General features: G+C 60.9%; 18 protein-coding genes. 7 read left to right on the top strand and 11 right to left on the bottom strand.

The window, feature by feature from the left end:
* Both V7080_RS15125 and V7080_RS15120 read right to left on the bottom strand, forming a co-directional pair.
* Nucleotides 1-1,147, bottom strand: a 1,147-nt coding sequence (locus V7080_RS15125) for a DUF1631 family protein (protein WP_334189223.1), incomplete at its 3' end; no start/stop codon positions are given.
* Between the two features lie 79 nt (nucleotides 1,148-1,226).
* Complete coding sequence (locus V7080_RS15120) at nucleotides 1,227-1,943, bottom strand: pseudouridine synthase (protein ID WP_334189222.1); 717 nt, start codon at nucleotides 1,941-1,943, stop codon at nucleotides 1,227-1,229.
* A 58-nt stretch (nucleotides 1,944-2,001) separates the two neighbouring features.
* Here V7080_RS15120 and V7080_RS15115 point away from each other — a divergent pair, with 58 nt between their 5' ends.
* The 5 genes from V7080_RS15115 (at nucleotide 2,002) to V7080_RS15095 (ending at nucleotide 6,534) form a co-directional block, all read left to right on the top strand.
* The gene (locus V7080_RS15115; protein WP_334189221.1) at nucleotides 2,002-2,538 is read left to right on the top strand and encodes a pyridoxamine 5'-phosphate oxidase family protein; all 537 of its coding nucleotides are present in this window, start codon (nucleotides 2,002-2,004) and stop codon (nucleotides 2,536-2,538) included.
* Nucleotides 2,535-3,878, top strand: a complete 1,344-nt coding sequence (locus tag V7080_RS15110; protein ID WP_334189220.1) for a GAF domain-containing protein — start codon at nucleotides 2,535-2,537, stop codon at nucleotides 3,876-3,878. Before V7080_RS15115 ends, V7080_RS15110 begins: the two co-directional genes overlap by 4 nt.
* Nucleotides 3,879-4,064: 186 nt before the next feature.
* Complete coding sequence (locus tag V7080_RS15105) at nucleotides 4,065-5,027, top strand: thiamine pyrophosphate-dependent dehydrogenase E1 component subunit alpha (protein WP_334189219.1); 963 nt, start codon at nucleotides 4,065-4,067, stop codon at nucleotides 5,025-5,027.
* Between the two features lie 8 nt (nucleotides 5,028-5,035).
* On the top strand, nucleotides 5,036-6,010 hold the full coding sequence (locus tag V7080_RS15100) for an alpha-ketoacid dehydrogenase subunit beta (protein ID WP_334189218.1): 975 nt from the start codon (nucleotides 5,036-5,038) through the stop codon (nucleotides 6,008-6,010).
* Between the two features lie 116 nt (nucleotides 6,011-6,126).
* Nucleotides 6,127-6,534, top strand: a complete 408-nt coding sequence (locus V7080_RS15095; protein ID WP_334189217.1) for a hypothetical protein — start codon at nucleotides 6,127-6,129, stop codon at nucleotides 6,532-6,534.
* Nucleotides 6,535-6,544: 10 nt separating this feature from the next.
* On the opposite strand, the gene V7080_RS15090 is transcribed toward V7080_RS15095, so the two are convergent.
* Together V7080_RS15090 and V7080_RS15085 are read right to left on the bottom strand one after the other, a co-directional pair.
* Nucleotides 6,545-6,970: a universal stress protein gene (locus V7080_RS15090; RefSeq protein WP_334189216.1), complete on the bottom strand. Its 426-nt coding sequence runs from the start codon at nucleotides 6,968-6,970 to the stop codon at nucleotides 6,545-6,547.
* A 162-nt stretch (nucleotides 6,971-7,132) separates the two neighbouring features.
* Nucleotides 7,133-7,642, bottom strand: a complete 510-nt coding sequence (locus V7080_RS15085) for a Spy/CpxP family protein refolding chaperone (protein ID WP_334189215.1) — start codon at nucleotides 7,640-7,642, stop codon at nucleotides 7,133-7,135.
* A gap of 216 nt (nucleotides 7,643-7,858) precedes the next feature.
* On the opposite strand from V7080_RS15085, the gene V7080_RS15080 reads away from it, so the two are divergent.
* The gene (locus V7080_RS15080; protein WP_334189214.1) at nucleotides 7,859-8,581 is read left to right on the top strand and encodes a response regulator; all 723 of its coding nucleotides are present in this window, start codon (nucleotides 7,859-7,861) and stop codon (nucleotides 8,579-8,581) included.
* Entirely contained in the window at nucleotides 8,578-9,915 is a 1,338-nt protein-coding gene (locus tag V7080_RS15075) for an ATP-binding protein (RefSeq protein WP_334189213.1), read from the top strand. The genes V7080_RS15080 and V7080_RS15075 overlap by 4 nt, the downstream gene beginning before the upstream one ends.
* A 458-nt stretch (nucleotides 9,916-10,373) precedes the next feature.
* Here the strand turns inward: V7080_RS15075 and V7080_RS15070 are convergent, their stop codons facing one another.
* The 7 genes from V7080_RS15070 to V7080_RS15040 all read right to left on the bottom strand — a co-directional run.
* Nucleotides 10,374-11,069: an ankyrin repeat domain-containing protein gene (locus V7080_RS15070; protein ID WP_334189212.1), complete on the bottom strand. Its 696-nt coding sequence runs from the start codon at nucleotides 11,067-11,069 to the stop codon at nucleotides 10,374-10,376.
* 7 nt (nucleotides 11,070-11,076) lie between these two features.
* The gene (locus V7080_RS15065; RefSeq protein WP_334189211.1) at nucleotides 11,077-11,856 is read right to left on the bottom strand and encodes a TatD family hydrolase; all 780 of its coding nucleotides are present in this window, start codon (nucleotides 11,854-11,856) and stop codon (nucleotides 11,077-11,079) included.
* A gap of 59 nt (nucleotides 11,857-11,915) precedes the next feature.
* Nucleotides 11,916-12,413: a GNAT family N-acetyltransferase gene (locus V7080_RS15060; RefSeq protein ID WP_334189210.1), complete on the bottom strand. Its 498-nt coding sequence runs from the start codon at nucleotides 12,411-12,413 to the stop codon at nucleotides 11,916-11,918.
* 10 nt (nucleotides 12,414-12,423) lie between these two features.
* Nucleotides 12,424-12,816, bottom strand: coding sequence for a PilZ domain-containing protein (locus tag V7080_RS15055; RefSeq protein ID WP_334189209.1), 393 nt, complete (start codon nucleotides 12,814-12,816; stop codon nucleotides 12,424-12,426).
* Nucleotides 12,817-12,825: 9 nt separating this feature from the next.
* Nucleotides 12,826-13,857, bottom strand: coding sequence for a DNA polymerase III subunit delta' (locus V7080_RS15050; protein ID WP_334189208.1), 1,032 nt, complete (start codon nucleotides 13,855-13,857; stop codon nucleotides 12,826-12,828).
* A 7-nt stretch (nucleotides 13,858-13,864) separates the two neighbouring features.
* On the bottom strand, nucleotides 13,865-14,473 hold the full coding sequence (gene tmk, locus V7080_RS15045) for a dTMP kinase (RefSeq protein WP_334189207.1): 609 nt from the start codon (nucleotides 14,471-14,473) through the stop codon (nucleotides 13,865-13,867).
* Between the two features lie 34 nt (nucleotides 14,474-14,507).
* Nucleotides 14,508-14,629: endolytic transglycosylase MltG (locus V7080_RS15040; RefSeq protein ID WP_334189224.1), on the bottom strand; the 122-nt coding region annotated here is incomplete at its 5' end.

Below are 14,629 nucleotides of genomic sequence, written 5' to 3'. Positions count from 1 at the left end.
CGGCCACGATATCAATGACCATCTGCTGCGATTCGTCGGCTTCGTTCGGACCGAGCTGTTCCCTTAGCTTGAAAAGCTGATTTTGCTCCGGTGACAATTGCGCGTCGATTGGCTTGCCTTCCACGACCAACGCCTGGTAGCGGTCCAGGCGCGCAATGAGGTCTTCCGGCGCCGGCGACATGACATGGGCAAACCCGTCATCCGCTGCGCTCTCTCCTTGCACCGCATCGCCTGATGAACCGCCCCCGGCGGCACCGCTTGCATTGCCTGTATCGCCCTTACCGACGGGCGAAAACAGCCGGCGCATTACCTCCTGCAGGTTTGCAGGTTGGCCGCCCGGGCCGATATCGTCGAGTTTCATCCCGTTTGCAAATGTCGCATGCCCGAGCAGCGCAAACAGATGCTGCATGCCGGAAAGCGCGCTTGCGCTGACCGGGTCTGCCGAGGTTCCCGAACTGACGTCGACCCCGCCGAAATAGCGCTGGTTGCGTGTCATCTTCGACGGCTGAACCACCATGTTCGCCCGTATGCCGCTGGACTCGAATGCGCCGCGGATGCTGGTGAAGTACTCCGGCAAATGCCGGATGATCGCGATGGAGAAATGTTCGAACAGCACCTTGATGACATCGTCATCGCTGGTGGCTTCCTTGACGGCATCATGCAGGGAGCGCGCAATGAGGTAAGGCCGGAAAGGATTTTCACGCTCGCGTGCCTCGGATTCCCCATGCATCTGCGCGACGATGACATTCAGCCGCCCGATGCCTTCGACATCGGCGTCGCGCATGCGGGTCAGCAGGCGGTCCACTTCGATCTGCCGGTTGACGGTCTCGTCGTCGATCAGCGACAGATCGTTTGCCGAGAGCGACGACACGTCGGCGCGCAGGTCGGTGTACATGGTGCGCATCGCCCGGTTGAGCTGCGTCCGGAACAGGGTATCCATGCGCCCGAGGAAGGCCGGGCCGCCGTCGCGCAACACCCGCCGCGCCACGGACAGGCTTCTCTGGTCCGCCATGGAGCGCCCGCTCGCCATGGCCTGCATGATGGAGTTATCCGCATCCTGCACGGTACGCTGGATCATGTGCGAAAAACCGTACAGCGCCCGTTCCCGGGCCAAGTCAAAAATTCGTGTGTACTCTGTGTCGGCCATAACGGCAATCAGCGTTGTCGTGAAGAAGTGGTGAAGACAGGCACGTTTATGTTATCCAAGATACGCGGCAAGGACAAACCTAGCGATGTTTCAGCAAGGAAAGTTGCGTAGCATCAAGGTAACACCATTCTCCTTCCTTGAGTTGCAGCGCGTCGAGGGTCAGGTCGCCGATCGCGGTTCGCTGCAGTGCATCACAATGATTGCCGGCAGCCGCCAGCATGCGCTTGACCTGGTGGTACTTGCCCTGCTCCAGCACGATTTCGATCCGGTGGTCGTCCAGCCTGCGGCAGGTCAACGCGGCCAGGGGCGCCGGTTCGTCGTGCAACTGCACGCCGGACAGCAATTGCCCCACCAGTTCGTCGGTGACCGGATCGTGGACCGTCGCCACATACAGCTTCGGCACGTGCCGCTTCGGCGACGATTGCGCGTGGATGAAGGCGCCGTCGTCCGACATCAGCAACAAGCCGGTGGTGTCGTGGTCGAGCCGCCCGACCGGCTGCACTTCACGCCAGGTGAATTGTTCCGGCAGCAGCGTCAATACGCCCGGATGATGGCTGGGCTTGCGGGAACATTCGAAGTTGGGCGGCTTGTTCAGCGCCAGGTAGACATGTTCGCGATAGACCCAGGGTTCGCCGAATACGGTGAAATGCAGGTCTTCGGTATCGAAACTCATGCGGTAATCATCGACGGGCTCGCCGGCGACGGTCACTTCGCCGTCGGTGACCAATTCCCGGCACCATTTCCGGCTGCCGAATCCTTGTGATTGGAGGATGCGATCCAAACTCATTTTGCTCATCGCAGCACTGTAGCAGAAGCCGCGCCGGTGAGTGACTGGCAACTGGAACAGCGTTATCATGGCGGCCAAAAGACCCCCTGCACGCGACGAAGCCGCCATGCCGACCGAGACCGACTCCCTTTTGGATACCGACCATGCCGCCTTTCTGCAGCGCGGCGTCTCGATCAGTGTGGGCGCCTGCGACGTTAGCGGACAGCCCTGCCTCGCGCGGGCAACCGGATGCAAGGTATCGGATGACATGCGCCGGGTAACGGTGTTCATCTCCGCCACCCAGGCGACACAGGTGCTCGCCGGCATCCGCGCCAATGGCGCCATCGCCGTCGTGTTCAGCGAACCCTCCACCCACCGTACCCTGCAACTCAAGGGCCGCGATGCGGCGGTTTCGGGATTGAACGGCGCCGATATGCTCATCGTTGAGCGCTATGCCAGTGCATTCGCCCGCGAACTTGCCCCATTGGGCTTCGAGGAAAGCGTGATCCGCACGCTGCTTGCCTGCCCGCCTGCCGACCTGGTGGCGTTGAGCTTTACGCCCTCCGAAGCGTACCTCCAGACGCCCGGCCCGCAAGCCGGCAAGCCGCTGAGGGCCGGCACATGATGATCAAGCTGGATGCGATCAGGGAATGCCTGGAGGGCGTGGTCCCCGGCATCATGGCCACCGCGGCGCCGGACGGCACGCCGAACGTCGCCTACCTATCGCAGATCCAGTTCGTCGACGGCGACCATGTCGCGCTCTCCTACCAGTTCTTCAACAAGACGCGGCAGAACATCCTCAGCAATCCGCTCGCGATGCTGACCGTGACGAACCCGGCGACGGCGGCGCAGTACCGCCTGACACTGCGATTCCTGCGCACCGAAACCGCCGGCCCGCTGTTCGAGAGCATGAAGGCGAAACTGGCAGGCATTGCGTCCCACACCGGCATGAGCGGCATCTTCAAGCTGCTCGGCGCGGATATTTTCCGTGTCGTCGATATCCACCAGGTGCCCGGCAAATCGCTGCCGCCGCCGCCGAAACAGCGCAACCTGATGGCATCGCTGCGGCACAGCAGCGAACGGATTTGCGCCTGCCAGGACCTTGATCGGCTGCTCAACGAAACCCTGGCCTGCCTGGACGAGCTGTTCGGCATACGCCATACCATGGTCCTGATGATCGATGCGCCAGGTGAGCGCCTCTACACGGTCGCCAGCCGCGGCTACGAAGCATCGGGAATCGGTTCGGAAATTCCTTTGGGCAAGGGTGTGATCGGTGTGGCGGCGCGCGAGAAGACCCCGATCCGCATCGGCCACATGAATGCGGAATACGCCTATAGCCGCGCCATCCGCGAGAATGCGCAGCACAGCGGCTGGGCTTATGCGCTCGAAACCGAAATTCCGTTGCCCGGCCTGCCGGAGTCGCGCAGCCAGATGGCGGTGCCGATCGTCTTCGCCCAGAAACTCCTTGGCGTGTTGTATGTGGAAAGCCCGCAGGACCTGCGCTTCACCTACGACGACGAAGATGCACTGGTCAGCCTTGCGCTGCAGCTCGGACTGGCGATCCATATCCAGCAAAACGCCGCCGAAGTCTGCGACGAGACGCCATCCGGTGACGTTTCCCCGCTGCCGGCCTCCGGTGCACCGCTGGTCATCCGTCATTTCGCCGAAAACGACAGTGTCTTTCTCGGCGACGATTACCTGATCAAGGGCGTTGCCGGCTCCATTTTCTGGACGCTGTTCCGTGACTTCGTCGATAAAAAACGCAGCGAATTCACCAACCGGGAATTGCGGCTGGATACCCGTATTCGCCTTCCGGATGTCAGCGACAACCTGGAAGCGCGCCTGATCCTGCTCAGCCGCCGCCTGGTCGAGCGCAATGCCGGCATTCGCATCGAAAAAACCGGGCGCGGCCGCTTCCGCCTGGGTGTCGACCGTCCGGTCGTGCTCGTCGATGAAGCCGTCTAGCCGAAAACCGTGCCACTCGGAAATTCCGTGCTGACGTTTTCTTAAAACTTCATTCAAACAATCGTAAAAAAATCTTAAGCCGGAAATCCGGCGATTTTCTCGCACCGTTCGGATTTACACTCCGTCCTCACTTGAAACCGGTCGAAGACGCCGGTCAATACATTTAACTTTCATATGAGGACAACCATGATGCAAGCCCACCGCGACAGCAGTCCGGCCGCCCTGCTTGAATCGATGATGCTGATCCGTGCCTACGAGGAAAAGCTGGCCGCGCTGCATGCCGCCGGCAATTTCCCCGGCACCTGCACATCGGTCGGACAGGAAGCCTCGGCCGTCGGCGTCGTGCGCGCACTGCGCACCGAAGACCGGATACTCACCAATCACCGCAGCGCCGGCCACCTCCTGGCACGCGGCGCTGATCCGGGCCGGATGCTCGCCGAAGTCATGGGCCGCAGCACCGGCTATTGCAAGGGCAAGAGCGGGTCGCTGCATATCTCGGCGAAGGAATTGGGCGTGATCCTGACCTCCACCATCGTCGGCGGCGAGCTGTCGCTGGCCACCGGCGTCGGATTATCCATGTCCATGCTCGGTGAACCCGGGATCGTCGCCTGCTTCTTTGGCGACGGCGCGGCTGCCGAAGGCATCTTCCACGAATCGCTGAACCTGGCCGCGGTATGGAACCTGCCGGTCCTCTACATCTGCGAAAACAACCAGTGGCAAGCCTTCGTGCATCGCAATGAAACCATGGTCGGGGACCATATCAGCGTTCGAGCTGCGGGCTATGGCATTGCCAGCCGTACCGTGGACGGCAACGATGTCGAATCGGTATTGGCCGCCGCGACAGAAGCAGCGGCACAGGTTCGCGAGACCCGCAAACCCTTTCTTCTGGAAACCTTCACCTACCGGTTGCGCGGGCATTTCGAGCCGGACGACCAGGGCTATGTCGACCCGCAGGAGCTTGCCGCATGGCGCGCAAGGGACCCAATCGACACGATGCGCAAACGCCTGACCGATAACGGGTCGCTGGCGATAGCGGACATGCTGCAGATGGAGCAGCGGATCGAGACCGCGATCGAACAGGCGCTGGCATTCGCCAACGCATCCCCTTTCCCGGCGCTGTCCGAACTCACCACCGACGTCTACGCATAGGAGCAGCCATGCCACAAATCACAGTCAACGAAGCGATCGGCCAGGCGCTGGCCGAGGAAATGCGGCGCGACGACCGCGTCATGATGTTCGGCGAAGGCGTTGCCACCAAGCGGCAGGACCTGGTCGCCGAGTTCGGCAAACTGCGGGTACGGAATACGCCGCTGGCCGAAGGCATCATCGCCGGTACCGCCGCCGGCGCCGCCGCCACCGGCCTGCGCCCGGTGGTCGACCTGCTGTTCGCCCCCTTCCTCTGTTTCGCGATGGACGAGATCGTGAACAGCGCCGGCAAGCTGCGCTATATCTCCGGCGGCCAGTTCGAATTCCCGATGGTCGTGATCGCCATGACCGGCGGTGGCTGGACCGTCGGCGCGCAGCACAACCACAACCTGGAAGCCTGGTTCGTGCACAGCCCGGGGCTGAAAGTCGTGATGCCGTCCAATGCAGCCGACTTCAAGGGCCTGCTGAAATCCGCCATCCGCGATGACAATCCTGTCCTGTTCTTCGTCGACATGCCGCTCGGGTACGTACCGGGCGAGGTCCCCGAGGGCGAGCACCTCGTGCCGATCGGGAAGGCGGCCGTCAGGCGTGCCGGTACGGATGTCACCATCATCTCCTACGCGAAGATGGTCGACACCTGCCTGCAGGCCGCCGGGCAGCTTGCCGAAAAAGGTATCGAGGCGGAAGTGATCGATCTGCGATCCCTGAAACCGCTGGATGAAGAAGCGATATTGCGCTCCGCCCGCAAGACGGGGCGTGTATTGATCGTGCATGAAGCCAGCCGCATGTGCGGTGTCGGCGCGGAAGTGGCGGCCATCGTTTCCGAACAGGCCTTCGACGCCCTGAAGGCCCCGGTGCGACGGCTGACCGGGCCCGACGCACCCGCCGCGTCAAGCTGGGTATTGGAGCAGGCGTTCATGCCGCAAGTGGAAGCGGTAACAAAAGCGGCTGCGGCGATGATCGGCGAGGTGGCCGAGACTGCATGAACTGCATGAACTGCATGAGTCATGCGAAGCATATAAAGCTCGGTTCATTCACCTCCGGGAAGGAAAAGAACCGTAAACACCCTTAACAGAAAATGGTTTAATTTTTGGAGAACACCATGCAACAAATCACACAACCTGCCCCGGGTTTTTCCTCGGTCGGCATTATCTGGATCAAGCTTGCGATCATCTACCTGATGATCGGCGTAGGCATCGGCATCGCCATGGGGGCAAGCGAAAACTTCACGCTGCGCCCGGTTCATGCGCACATCAACCTGCTCGGCTGGGCAACAATGGCGCTTGCCGGACTGATCTACAGCGTGTTTCCGCAGGTCGGCCTGAGCAAACTGGCGAAGGTGCACTTCTGGTTGAACAATATCTCACTGCCGGTGATGGCAATCGCCCTCACCTTGCTCGTGAACGGTCATCGCGAAATCGTGCCGGTGCTGGCGGCATCGGAGATCGCCGCAGCACTCGGCATTATCGTGTTCGCGGCCAATATCTTCCTGAATCTGAAGAAGGCGTGAAAGCGGCGGCTCAGCGGACCAGCAACACCGGCACAGTCGTGCCGGCGAGAACCTTGGTGGCGGTCGATCCCATCACCAGGTTCTTGAGTGCACCGTGGCCATGCGACCCCATGACAACCAGGTCAATGCCGTTTTCGGCGATGTACGCCTGGATTTCATCGGCGATTTCGCCGGTACGATATCCCGAACGTGTGCGGATGTTCTTTTCATTGAACAACTTCTCGACGGGGTCCAGCACCGCCGCTGATTCCTCCCGGTAGTACTGTTCCACTTCATCATGGCCGAGCACCGCGCGGGCGCGGCCGACAGGGATCGGCGCCTTCACATGAAGCAAATGCAATTCGGGCTCTCCCTGGAACCAGTTCATGTGGGAAAGCAGATAATCGGCCGCCTTGGCGGTAAAGGGTGATCCGTCCACCGCGAGAAGTATTTTCATTGTCAATGTCCCTGGAAGATTGCCGGTTTCCGGCATAGTCGTTAAACCGGTATTCAGGTGCCCGGACCAGCGCCGGGTTCTGAAAACGGCCTAACGACTGTAGCAAACAAGCCGGCAATTTTCTTGACATGGATCAAGCAGCCCCAAGTCGGGCATTGCCGATCAACCGCTGTGATGCCCTTTATGATGGCGGCCATGCCCGTAGCGGCCTTGGGCAAACTCCTCGTCGAAGACCTTCTTTTGCGCGGGCGTCAGGATTGCATAGAACTCCTTCGTTGCTTCCACCCGTGCTGCCATGTGCTTCTGCATTTCCTGCATCATCGCCAGCTGGCGCTCCATCTTTTCGGGGGCGGTGAGCTTCGCCATTTCCTCGCGGTTCGGACGTGCCGGATGCGCGCCAGGCTGCATCCTCTCGACATAGGCAGACCAGGCGGCTTCCTGTCCGGGAGTCAGCTGGAGCTTCTTATGCAGCTCGGCCATCCTTGCCGCCATCCGCTGCTTCATTTTCTCCATCCTCTGCTCATGGGTCATCCGCTTGCCGTCCTGCTCCGCCGGGGCACCCTGCGTCGTTGCCGGTGCGGCCGGGGCTGTCTGGGCGAAAGCGGAAACGCCGCCGGCCAAAATGCCGAGTGCGGTCATGCCGCTGATCAATTGTTTGCGAAATCGTGTCATCTTCATTCCTTTTCATTCATGAGTGGATGTGCGCTGTTCGCACGCTTTGCAGTGTGCCGGGCACTTGTATCGCAGGCTTGTCAGTCAGTGCTCCATTTGTAGCTCAGCGTATCAGGCAACTGCCGCTATGTATCATGCTGTATCAAATGCGCCCCGGGTAACACCCGGATACAAATCGACACCTGCACCACACGCTGGATTGCCATAATGAGCGCCATGGAAAATACACCTGCCATTTTGATCGTCGATGACGATCGCGACATCAGCATGCTTCTCGCCGAATACCTGGAAAAGAACGGCTATCGTACCGCCACCGCGGGCGACGGCAAGGCGATGTGGAAGCGGCTGGACGAGATGCACATCGACCTGATCGTGCTCGATCTCAACCTGCCCGGAGACGACGGACTGACATTGTGCAGGAACCTTCGCGCGAGTTCGAGCATACCGGTGATCATGCTGACCGCCCGCGGAGAGCCCCTCGACCGCATCCTCGGCCTGGAAATGGGTGCGGACGACTATCTTCCGAAACCCTTCGAGCCGCGCGAACTGTTCGCTCGAATCCGCAGCGTACTGCGCCGCACGCAAGCCCTGCCGCCCGGACAGGAGACATCGCAGGTACAGCATATGCAGTTTGCCGGCTGGACCATGGATTTCACCGCCCGGCACCTGATCAATCCGCAAGGCGTGGTCGTCGCGCTGTCCGGTGCGGAATACCGTTTGCTGAAGGTATTCCTGGACCACGCGAACCGGGTGCTCAGCCGCGACCAGCTTCTCAACCTGACACAGGGCCGCGACGCCGATCCCTTCGACCGCTCGATCGACCTGCAGATCAGTCGCCTGCGCCAGAAGCTCGGCGAGGACGCCCGCTCGCCGCAGATCATCAAGACGGTCCGCAACGAAGGCTACGTGCTTGCCACCGCGGTCGCCAGGCCGCAATGAGGTCCCTGTTCCAATCGATGACCAGCAGGATCGTCCTGATCCTGATCGGCGGCGTGCTGGGTGCCGCACTGCTCACCCTCGGACTGGCACTCGGCGAACGGCAGCAAATGATCACGCAATTCCGCGAATACCATGCGGTGGAGCGCGTTGCTCAATTCGTGCTGTCGCTGGAAACGGTGCCGCCGGGCCTTCGCGCCCGCTATCTGGCGGCAGCCGCCGGTATCGGCATGCGGGCGGAACTTGCATCGAACAGCGATGCGCCGGCCAGCCAGCAGTCCGAACTCGCGGCCATGCTTGAAAAGCGGCTCGCGGGCGGGCACACCGTGGCCTCCAGCGCATTGCAGCCCGCGGATTGCGGCACTGGGCGGCGCAAGGGCGGCGAACATCGCAATCGTTGCGAAGCGCTTCTGGTGAAGCTGGAAAGCGGCGAGCGGCTGCGCCTGACGGTGATCCCGCCCCGGCCGCCGCCGCTTGCGCCGCGCGGCGACTGGATGGTCTATGGCGTACTGTTCCTGATCAGCGTCGGCGTCCTGGCGGCCATCATCGCGCGCATGACGATGCAGCCGCTCAAGCGGCTGGCCGAAGCAGCAACCGAATTAGGCGACAACATCGAACGTCCGCCACTGCCGGAACGCGGCGCCACCGAGATACGTCAGGCCGCCGCCGCGTTCAACGCGATGCAGTCCCGCATACGCCAGCATATCCAGCAACGCTCGCACATCCTTGCGGCGATCACCCACGACCTCCAGACGCCACTGACAAGGCTGAGGCTGCGCCTCGAAAAAGTCGACGACCCGCAATTGCGCGACAAGCTCATCGGCGATTTGTCGGCGATGCAGGGCATGGTTCGTGAAGGACTGGATCTCGCACGGAGCATGGATTCCGCCGAAAAAATGCAGGTGCTCGACCTGGACTCGATGATCGACAGCGTCTGCACCGACGCGATCGACGCCGGCCAGCCGGTCACATTCAACGGCAATACCGGCGTCTTCCTGCAGGCACGTCCCATGGCCCTACGTCGCTGCCTGACCAACCTGATCGACAATGCGGTGAAATATGGCGGCCGTGCGGAAGTCAGTGCAACACGAACGGGTTCGTCGGTAATGATATCCGTGCGGGACGACGGCCCAGGCATCCCGGACGCCGAACTGGAAAATGTCTTCTCGCCTTTCTACCGCCTAGAGCAATCCCGCTCGCGCGACACTGGCGGCACAGGCCTCGGATTGACCATCGCGCGCAATATCGCGCAGCAGCATAGAGGGACGCTGCAATTGATGAATCGGCCGGAAGGGGGATTGGAAGGCAGGCTGGTGTTGCCGGTGTCGGCGGGGTGAAGCAGCACCAGACATCATCAACGGTTGCACAAAGAGGCTGTTGTTGTTGAATTCCGCTTGGCGCTGCCGGAAAAGCAAGGGCCAAGGCGGAAAAAGAAGCGAAATTTGTCTGAGCCGAAGGCGAGTTTATTTCGCTTCCCGACTTGGCCCTTGCTTTTCCGGGACCCCGAAGGGCAGCGGCTCGCGGTCGCCTTCTTTTGCTTACTTTTCTTGGCGAGACAAGAAAAGTAAGTGGCCCGCCGGGGCCAGTCCCGGCTTGTCTCTTCGAAGAGAGAAAAAGGTTGAAACACCGGAGACACTCCGTAGTTCTGGATTCCCCCTTCCAGGGCGCTTACTGGCTTGCAGGCCAGTAGCGTTGCGCAGGCGGACAGCATGCTGTCCGAATTCCCTGCAAAACCCTTCGCGCGAATGACAAGCTAACGCATCGAGACGCCTGCTATCGAGGATCAGGCCAACCCCTACAATTTCCCCATCTTCCTCAACCGATGCGTCAACCCCTCAACAATATCCTTATGCTCATACTTCTTCGCGAAATCAATCGCATTCATCCCCAGTTCGTTCTTCAGCGTCGGATCGGCACCTTCGTCCAATAGCAGCTTCACCGTCAGAATGTGCCCCGCCCTGGCGGCCATCATCATCGGCGTCGTCTTGTTCGGCGCTTCCGCATCGATATACGCATGCTTCTCGAGCAACATGCTGACAATCTCGTTATTGCCCACCGCCGCCGCATAATGCAGCGCCGTCCAGCCCGTCTGGTTCACTTCGGCGCCGCGCGCCAGCAGCATTTCCACCGCCTGTTTATTTCCCTTGAACGACGCGATCATCAACGCGGTATCGCCGTTTTTTGCACGCACGTTGAGGTTGATGCCGCGCGCGTCAAGCAACACTTCGACCACCCGCATGGAGTTGTCCCGCAGCGCCAGGATCAGGCCGGTATCGCCGCGTTCCGGCTCGACCAGGTTCGGATCGAGACCGCGCGCAAGCAGGGACTTCAGCAAACTGATGTTGTCCGTCTTCACCGCGGTGAAAAAATCCTCGTAGGCGCCCGCATTCGCCGCCACGGGCATCAGCGCGACCAGCGGCAACGCAGCAAGAAGCCGCAACGAACGGCGCCGCACGGCGCCATGGCATAACACATCCTTGGGAATCTGCATCACTCGGTCACCTGGCAATCTTGAATAGCTGAAAAAAGTTATCGGTGGTTTGCCGCGCGACCCGATCCAGCGGCTCGCCTTTCAGGTCCGCAAGGAATTCGGCCACATGCCGCACGTAACCAGGCTCGTTCATCTTGCCGCGGTAGGGCACCGGGGCAAGATAGGGCGAATCGGTCTCGATCAGCATGCGTTCCAGCGGCACGGCACGCGCCACGGCCTGCAATTCCTTTGCGCTTTTGAAGGTGACGATGCCGGAAAACGAAATGTAGAACCCCATCTCCATCGCAGCCTCGGCAACCTGCAGCGACTCGGTAAAACAATGCATCACCCCCGCAGCGCCGCCCGCATCCGTGCCGGCGCCTTCCTCGCGCATGATGCGGATGGTGTCCTCGGAAGCGGAACGGGTATGAATGATCAATGGCTTGCCGGTCGCGCGTGATGCACGGATATGCACACGAAAACGTTCCCGCTGCCACTCCAGGTCGCCCTGGAGCCGGTAGTAATCCAGTCCGGTCTCGCCGATGGCAACGATCTTCGGATGATCGGACAGGCTGGCGAGCTGCTCGACGGTCGGTTCCGGGGTGTCTTCGTAATCGGGGTGCACCCCGACCGAAGCGAACACATTGGGATAGGTCTCGGCCAGGTCCAGAACTTGCGGAAAATCCGGCAGGTCGACCGACACGCACAGCGCATGGCTCACGCGGTTGTCAGCCATCTTGCCGAAAATATCCGGCAGGCGGGCAGCGAGTTCGGGAAAATTGATGTGGCAGTGGGAATCGATATACATCGGCGTATTTTACGCCGATGTAGGATGAAAGGCCCTGCCCGAAAGGGCCAAGCGCAACGCTATGCGACGCGCTTGCCGACGATGATCAGGTCGCGCTCAATGCCGTCCAGTGTTGCCACGCGGGGCATGGTTGCCCAGCGTTCGAAGCCGAAGGCGTCGAATAATTTCAGGCTGGGAACGTTGTGGCCGAAGATAAACCCGAGCAAGGTATGCACCGAAATTTCCGGTGCGAAATCAATTGCATGCTGGAGGAAATAACGTCCGAGGCCCCTGCCGCGCGCGTTTTCGTGGATGTAAATCGAGAGTTCAGCCGTGCCGGAATAGGCCGGCCGGCCATAGAAGTTGGAATACGACAGCCAGCCGATGATTTCCCCTGCGTCTTCGGCGACCCAGAGCGGCCTGCGCTCGGGCGTATGTTCGTCAAACCACGCACGGCGCGAGTCCACGCTGACGGGTTCGGTGTCCGCCGTGACTTCACGGGAAGCGACAGTACTGTTGTAGATGGCGACGATGGCGGGAAGATCGTCAGCCCGGGCGAGGCGATGGGAATACGGCATGCGGAGAAAATTAAAGAGTGTGGGTGGCCCTGGAGGATCGCAGCGCGGCGCCGAGCAGTTCCTCGATCCGCAGTTTGGCTCGCTGGCCGCTTTCATCGACGGAAAACTGGACGCCAATGCCCTGTGCCTTGCCGTTGCCGGCGCCGGCGGGGGTAACCCATGCGACCTTGCCGGCGATCGGATACTTGGCCGGATCATCCATCAGGGTAAGAATGAGATAAATCTCGTCGCCTACCTTGTAGGGCTTGTTGGTCGGTACGAATATGCCGCCGTTGTTAATGAAGGGCATGTAGGCCGCGTAGAGCGCCGCTTTTTCCTTGATGGGAAGTGACAATACCGAAGGCCGTGCGACAGCGGCACCGCTGGCGGCAGTCGCACCCGGCATTACGCTTGATTCGGCCATGACGGTCCTTTAGGGAAAGAGGTGTACATAATCCATCAGCATGTCTTCGATGAACAGCCGCGCCGACAGAGGATGCTCTGCAATTGCGCGGCGCTCGTTCACCGCTTTCAATGCGCGTAGCAAGTTCGGCAATTCGACCTGACGCGCAAGGCCGGCGAGATCTTTTTCGTACCGGGGATAATACCGGATTGTGCCCGAAAGTTTCATCGAGAAAACATCATAAAGCCACCGTTGCATCCAGGCAACAAGATCCACCATCGGCGTTTTCTGCAGGCGCTCCGCGGTTTTCAGGGCGCCATCAACGCTGGGCTTCGCCAGACTGGAAAGAAACTCGTCCAGAATTTCCCGCGATCCTGACTGCGCCATCGCTAATGCCGCCAGCGGCGCCCCGCCCTGCTCAGCGAGCCAAGCATCGGGTTGCGTAATACCCTCGGCGGAAAGCCATGCCAACGCTTGTTGCCAAGATGGCATCGGCAGTGCGAATTTCCTGCAGCGCGACAGGATGGTCGGCAGGAGACGGTCGAGGCCGTTGCAGACGAGCAGGAATACGGTATGCGGCGGGGGCTCTTCCAGCGTCTTGAGCAAGGCATTGGCCGCCATGGTGTTCAGTGCCTCCGCCGGGTAGAGCAGCACGATGCGCATTCCCTGGCGGTGCGTGGAAATATTCATGAAGTCCGCAAGCGCGCGGATCTGATCGATCTTGATTTCCTTGGACGGGGTCTTTGCCGCCTTCGCGGATTTTTTCCCGTCACCGTCGGCATCGTCACCGTCGGCCGACTCCTCCTCAAGAATTTCCGGACGCACCCGCCGGTAGTCGGGATGGTTGTGCTGCGAAAACCAGCCGCAGGAATCACATGTGCCGCAGGCATCGCCATCGGCGAGCGGCGCCTGGCACAGCAGCGACTGCGCAAAGCGCTCGGCGAACGCGGTTTTGCCGATGCCCTCGGAACCGTGAAACAGGATGGCGTGCGGCAATCGGGCGCGCAGTTGCTGCAACTGCGTCCAAGCTTCGTCCTGCCATGGATACTTCGTGGTCGTCATGCGCGTATCACAGCGATGCGGCCAGTTTTTTCAGCTCGTCATGCACCTCGGCGAATGGCCTTGTCGAGTCGATGATTCGGAAACGCTCCGGAAATTCCGAGGCGCGCCGCAGGTATTCGGCGCGGGTGGCTTCGAAAAAATCAGCTTTTTCCTGTTCGAATCTGTCCAGCTCGCGGCTCGCATCCAGCCGCGCACGCGCCACGTCGAGCGGCACGTCGAAAAGCAACGTCAAGTCCGGTTGCAGATGCGGATGCACCCATTGTTCCAGTGCGGCCAGCTTTTGCCGGTCCAGCTTCCGTCCGCCTCCCTGGTAGGCGAAGGTCGCATCAGTGAACCGGTCGGATATCACCCAGTCGCCGCGCCCCAGGGCGGGTTCGATGATCTGGGCGAGGTGTTCCCGCCTTGCGGCAAACATCAGCAAGGCTTCGGTTTCGAGGTGCATGGTTTCGTGCAGGAGCAATTCGCGCAGTTTTTCCCCCAGCGCGGTGCCGCCCGGTTCGCGGGTGGTGATCACCGTCCTGCCGCGAGCCGCCAGCAGCTCGGCGAACCTTGTGAGATGGGTCGACTTGCCGGCGCCGTCGATGCCTTCGAATGTGATGAACTTGCCTCTTGCCATGAACGGTGGTTCGCTAGTGATCGGTCGATCCGCATTATCGCTGGAATTTATTGACGGCGCGATTATGATCGGCGAGATTCGCGGAAAATTCGCTGGTGCCGTCGCCCCGGGCGACGAAATACAGTGCATTGCTGGCGGGCGGATTCAGCGCTGCCG

Source organism: Noviherbaspirillum sp., from assembly GCF_036846085.1.
In the GTDB taxonomy this organism is placed as follows: Bacteria; Pseudomonadota; Gammaproteobacteria; order Burkholderiales; family Burkholderiaceae_D; genus Noviherbaspirillum.
This window is presented reverse-complemented; position numbering and strand designations above follow the sequence as displayed.

What these genes read in the sequence shown, in the direction of transcription:
- V7080_RS15070 (WP_334189212.1), bottom strand. Translation starts at nt 11,069, where the DNA reads ATGCAGATTCCCAAGGATGTGTTATGCCATGGCGCCGTGCGGCGCCGT.
- V7080_RS15080 (WP_334189214.1), top strand. Translation starts at nt 7,859, where the DNA reads ATGGAAAATACACCTGCCATTTTGATCGTCGATGACGATCGCGACATC.
- V7080_RS15065 (WP_334189211.1), bottom strand. Translation starts at nt 11,856, where the DNA reads ATGTATATCGATTCCCACTGCCACATCAATTTTCCCGAACTCGCTGCC.
- tmk (WP_334189207.1), bottom strand. Translation starts at nt 14,473, where the DNA reads ATGGCAAGAGGCAAGTTCATCACATTCGAAGGCATCGACGGCGCCGGC.
- V7080_RS15090 (WP_334189216.1), bottom strand. Translation starts at nt 6,970, where the DNA reads ATGAAAATACTTCTCGCGGTGGACGGATCACCCTTTACCGCCAAGGCG.
- V7080_RS15055 (WP_334189209.1), bottom strand. Translation starts at nt 12,816, where the DNA reads ATGGCCGAATCAAGCGTAATGCCGGGTGCGACTGCCGCCAGCGGTGCC.
- V7080_RS15115 (WP_334189221.1), top strand. Translation starts at nt 2,002, where the DNA reads ATGGCGGCCAAAAGACCCCCTGCACGCGACGAAGCCGCCATGCCGACC.
- V7080_RS15075 (WP_334189213.1), top strand. Translation starts at nt 8,578, where the DNA reads ATGAGGTCCCTGTTCCAATCGATGACCAGCAGGATCGTCCTGATCCTG.
- V7080_RS15060 (WP_334189210.1), bottom strand. Translation starts at nt 12,413, where the DNA reads ATGCCGTATTCCCATCGCCTCGCCCGGGCTGACGATCTTCCCGCCATC.
- V7080_RS15110 (WP_334189220.1), top strand. Translation starts at nt 2,535, where the DNA reads ATGATGATCAAGCTGGATGCGATCAGGGAATGCCTGGAGGGCGTGGTC.
- V7080_RS15120 (WP_334189222.1), bottom strand. Translation starts at nt 1,943, where the DNA reads ATGAGCAAAATGAGTTTGGATCGCATCCTCCAATCACAAGGATTCGGC.
- V7080_RS15085 (WP_334189215.1), bottom strand. Translation starts at nt 7,642, where the DNA reads ATGACACGATTTCGCAAACAATTGATCAGCGGCATGACCGCACTCGGC.
- V7080_RS15095 (WP_334189217.1), top strand. Translation starts at nt 6,127, where the DNA reads ATGCAACAAATCACACAACCTGCCCCGGGTTTTTCCTCGGTCGGCATT.
- V7080_RS15105 (WP_334189219.1), top strand. Translation starts at nt 4,065, where the DNA reads ATGATGCAAGCCCACCGCGACAGCAGTCCGGCCGCCCTGCTTGAATCG.
- V7080_RS15100 (WP_334189218.1), top strand. Translation starts at nt 5,036, where the DNA reads ATGCCACAAATCACAGTCAACGAAGCGATCGGCCAGGCGCTGGCCGAG.
- V7080_RS15050 (WP_334189208.1), bottom strand. Translation starts at nt 13,857, where the DNA reads ATGACGACCACGAAGTATCCATGGCAGGACGAAGCTTGGACGCAGTTG.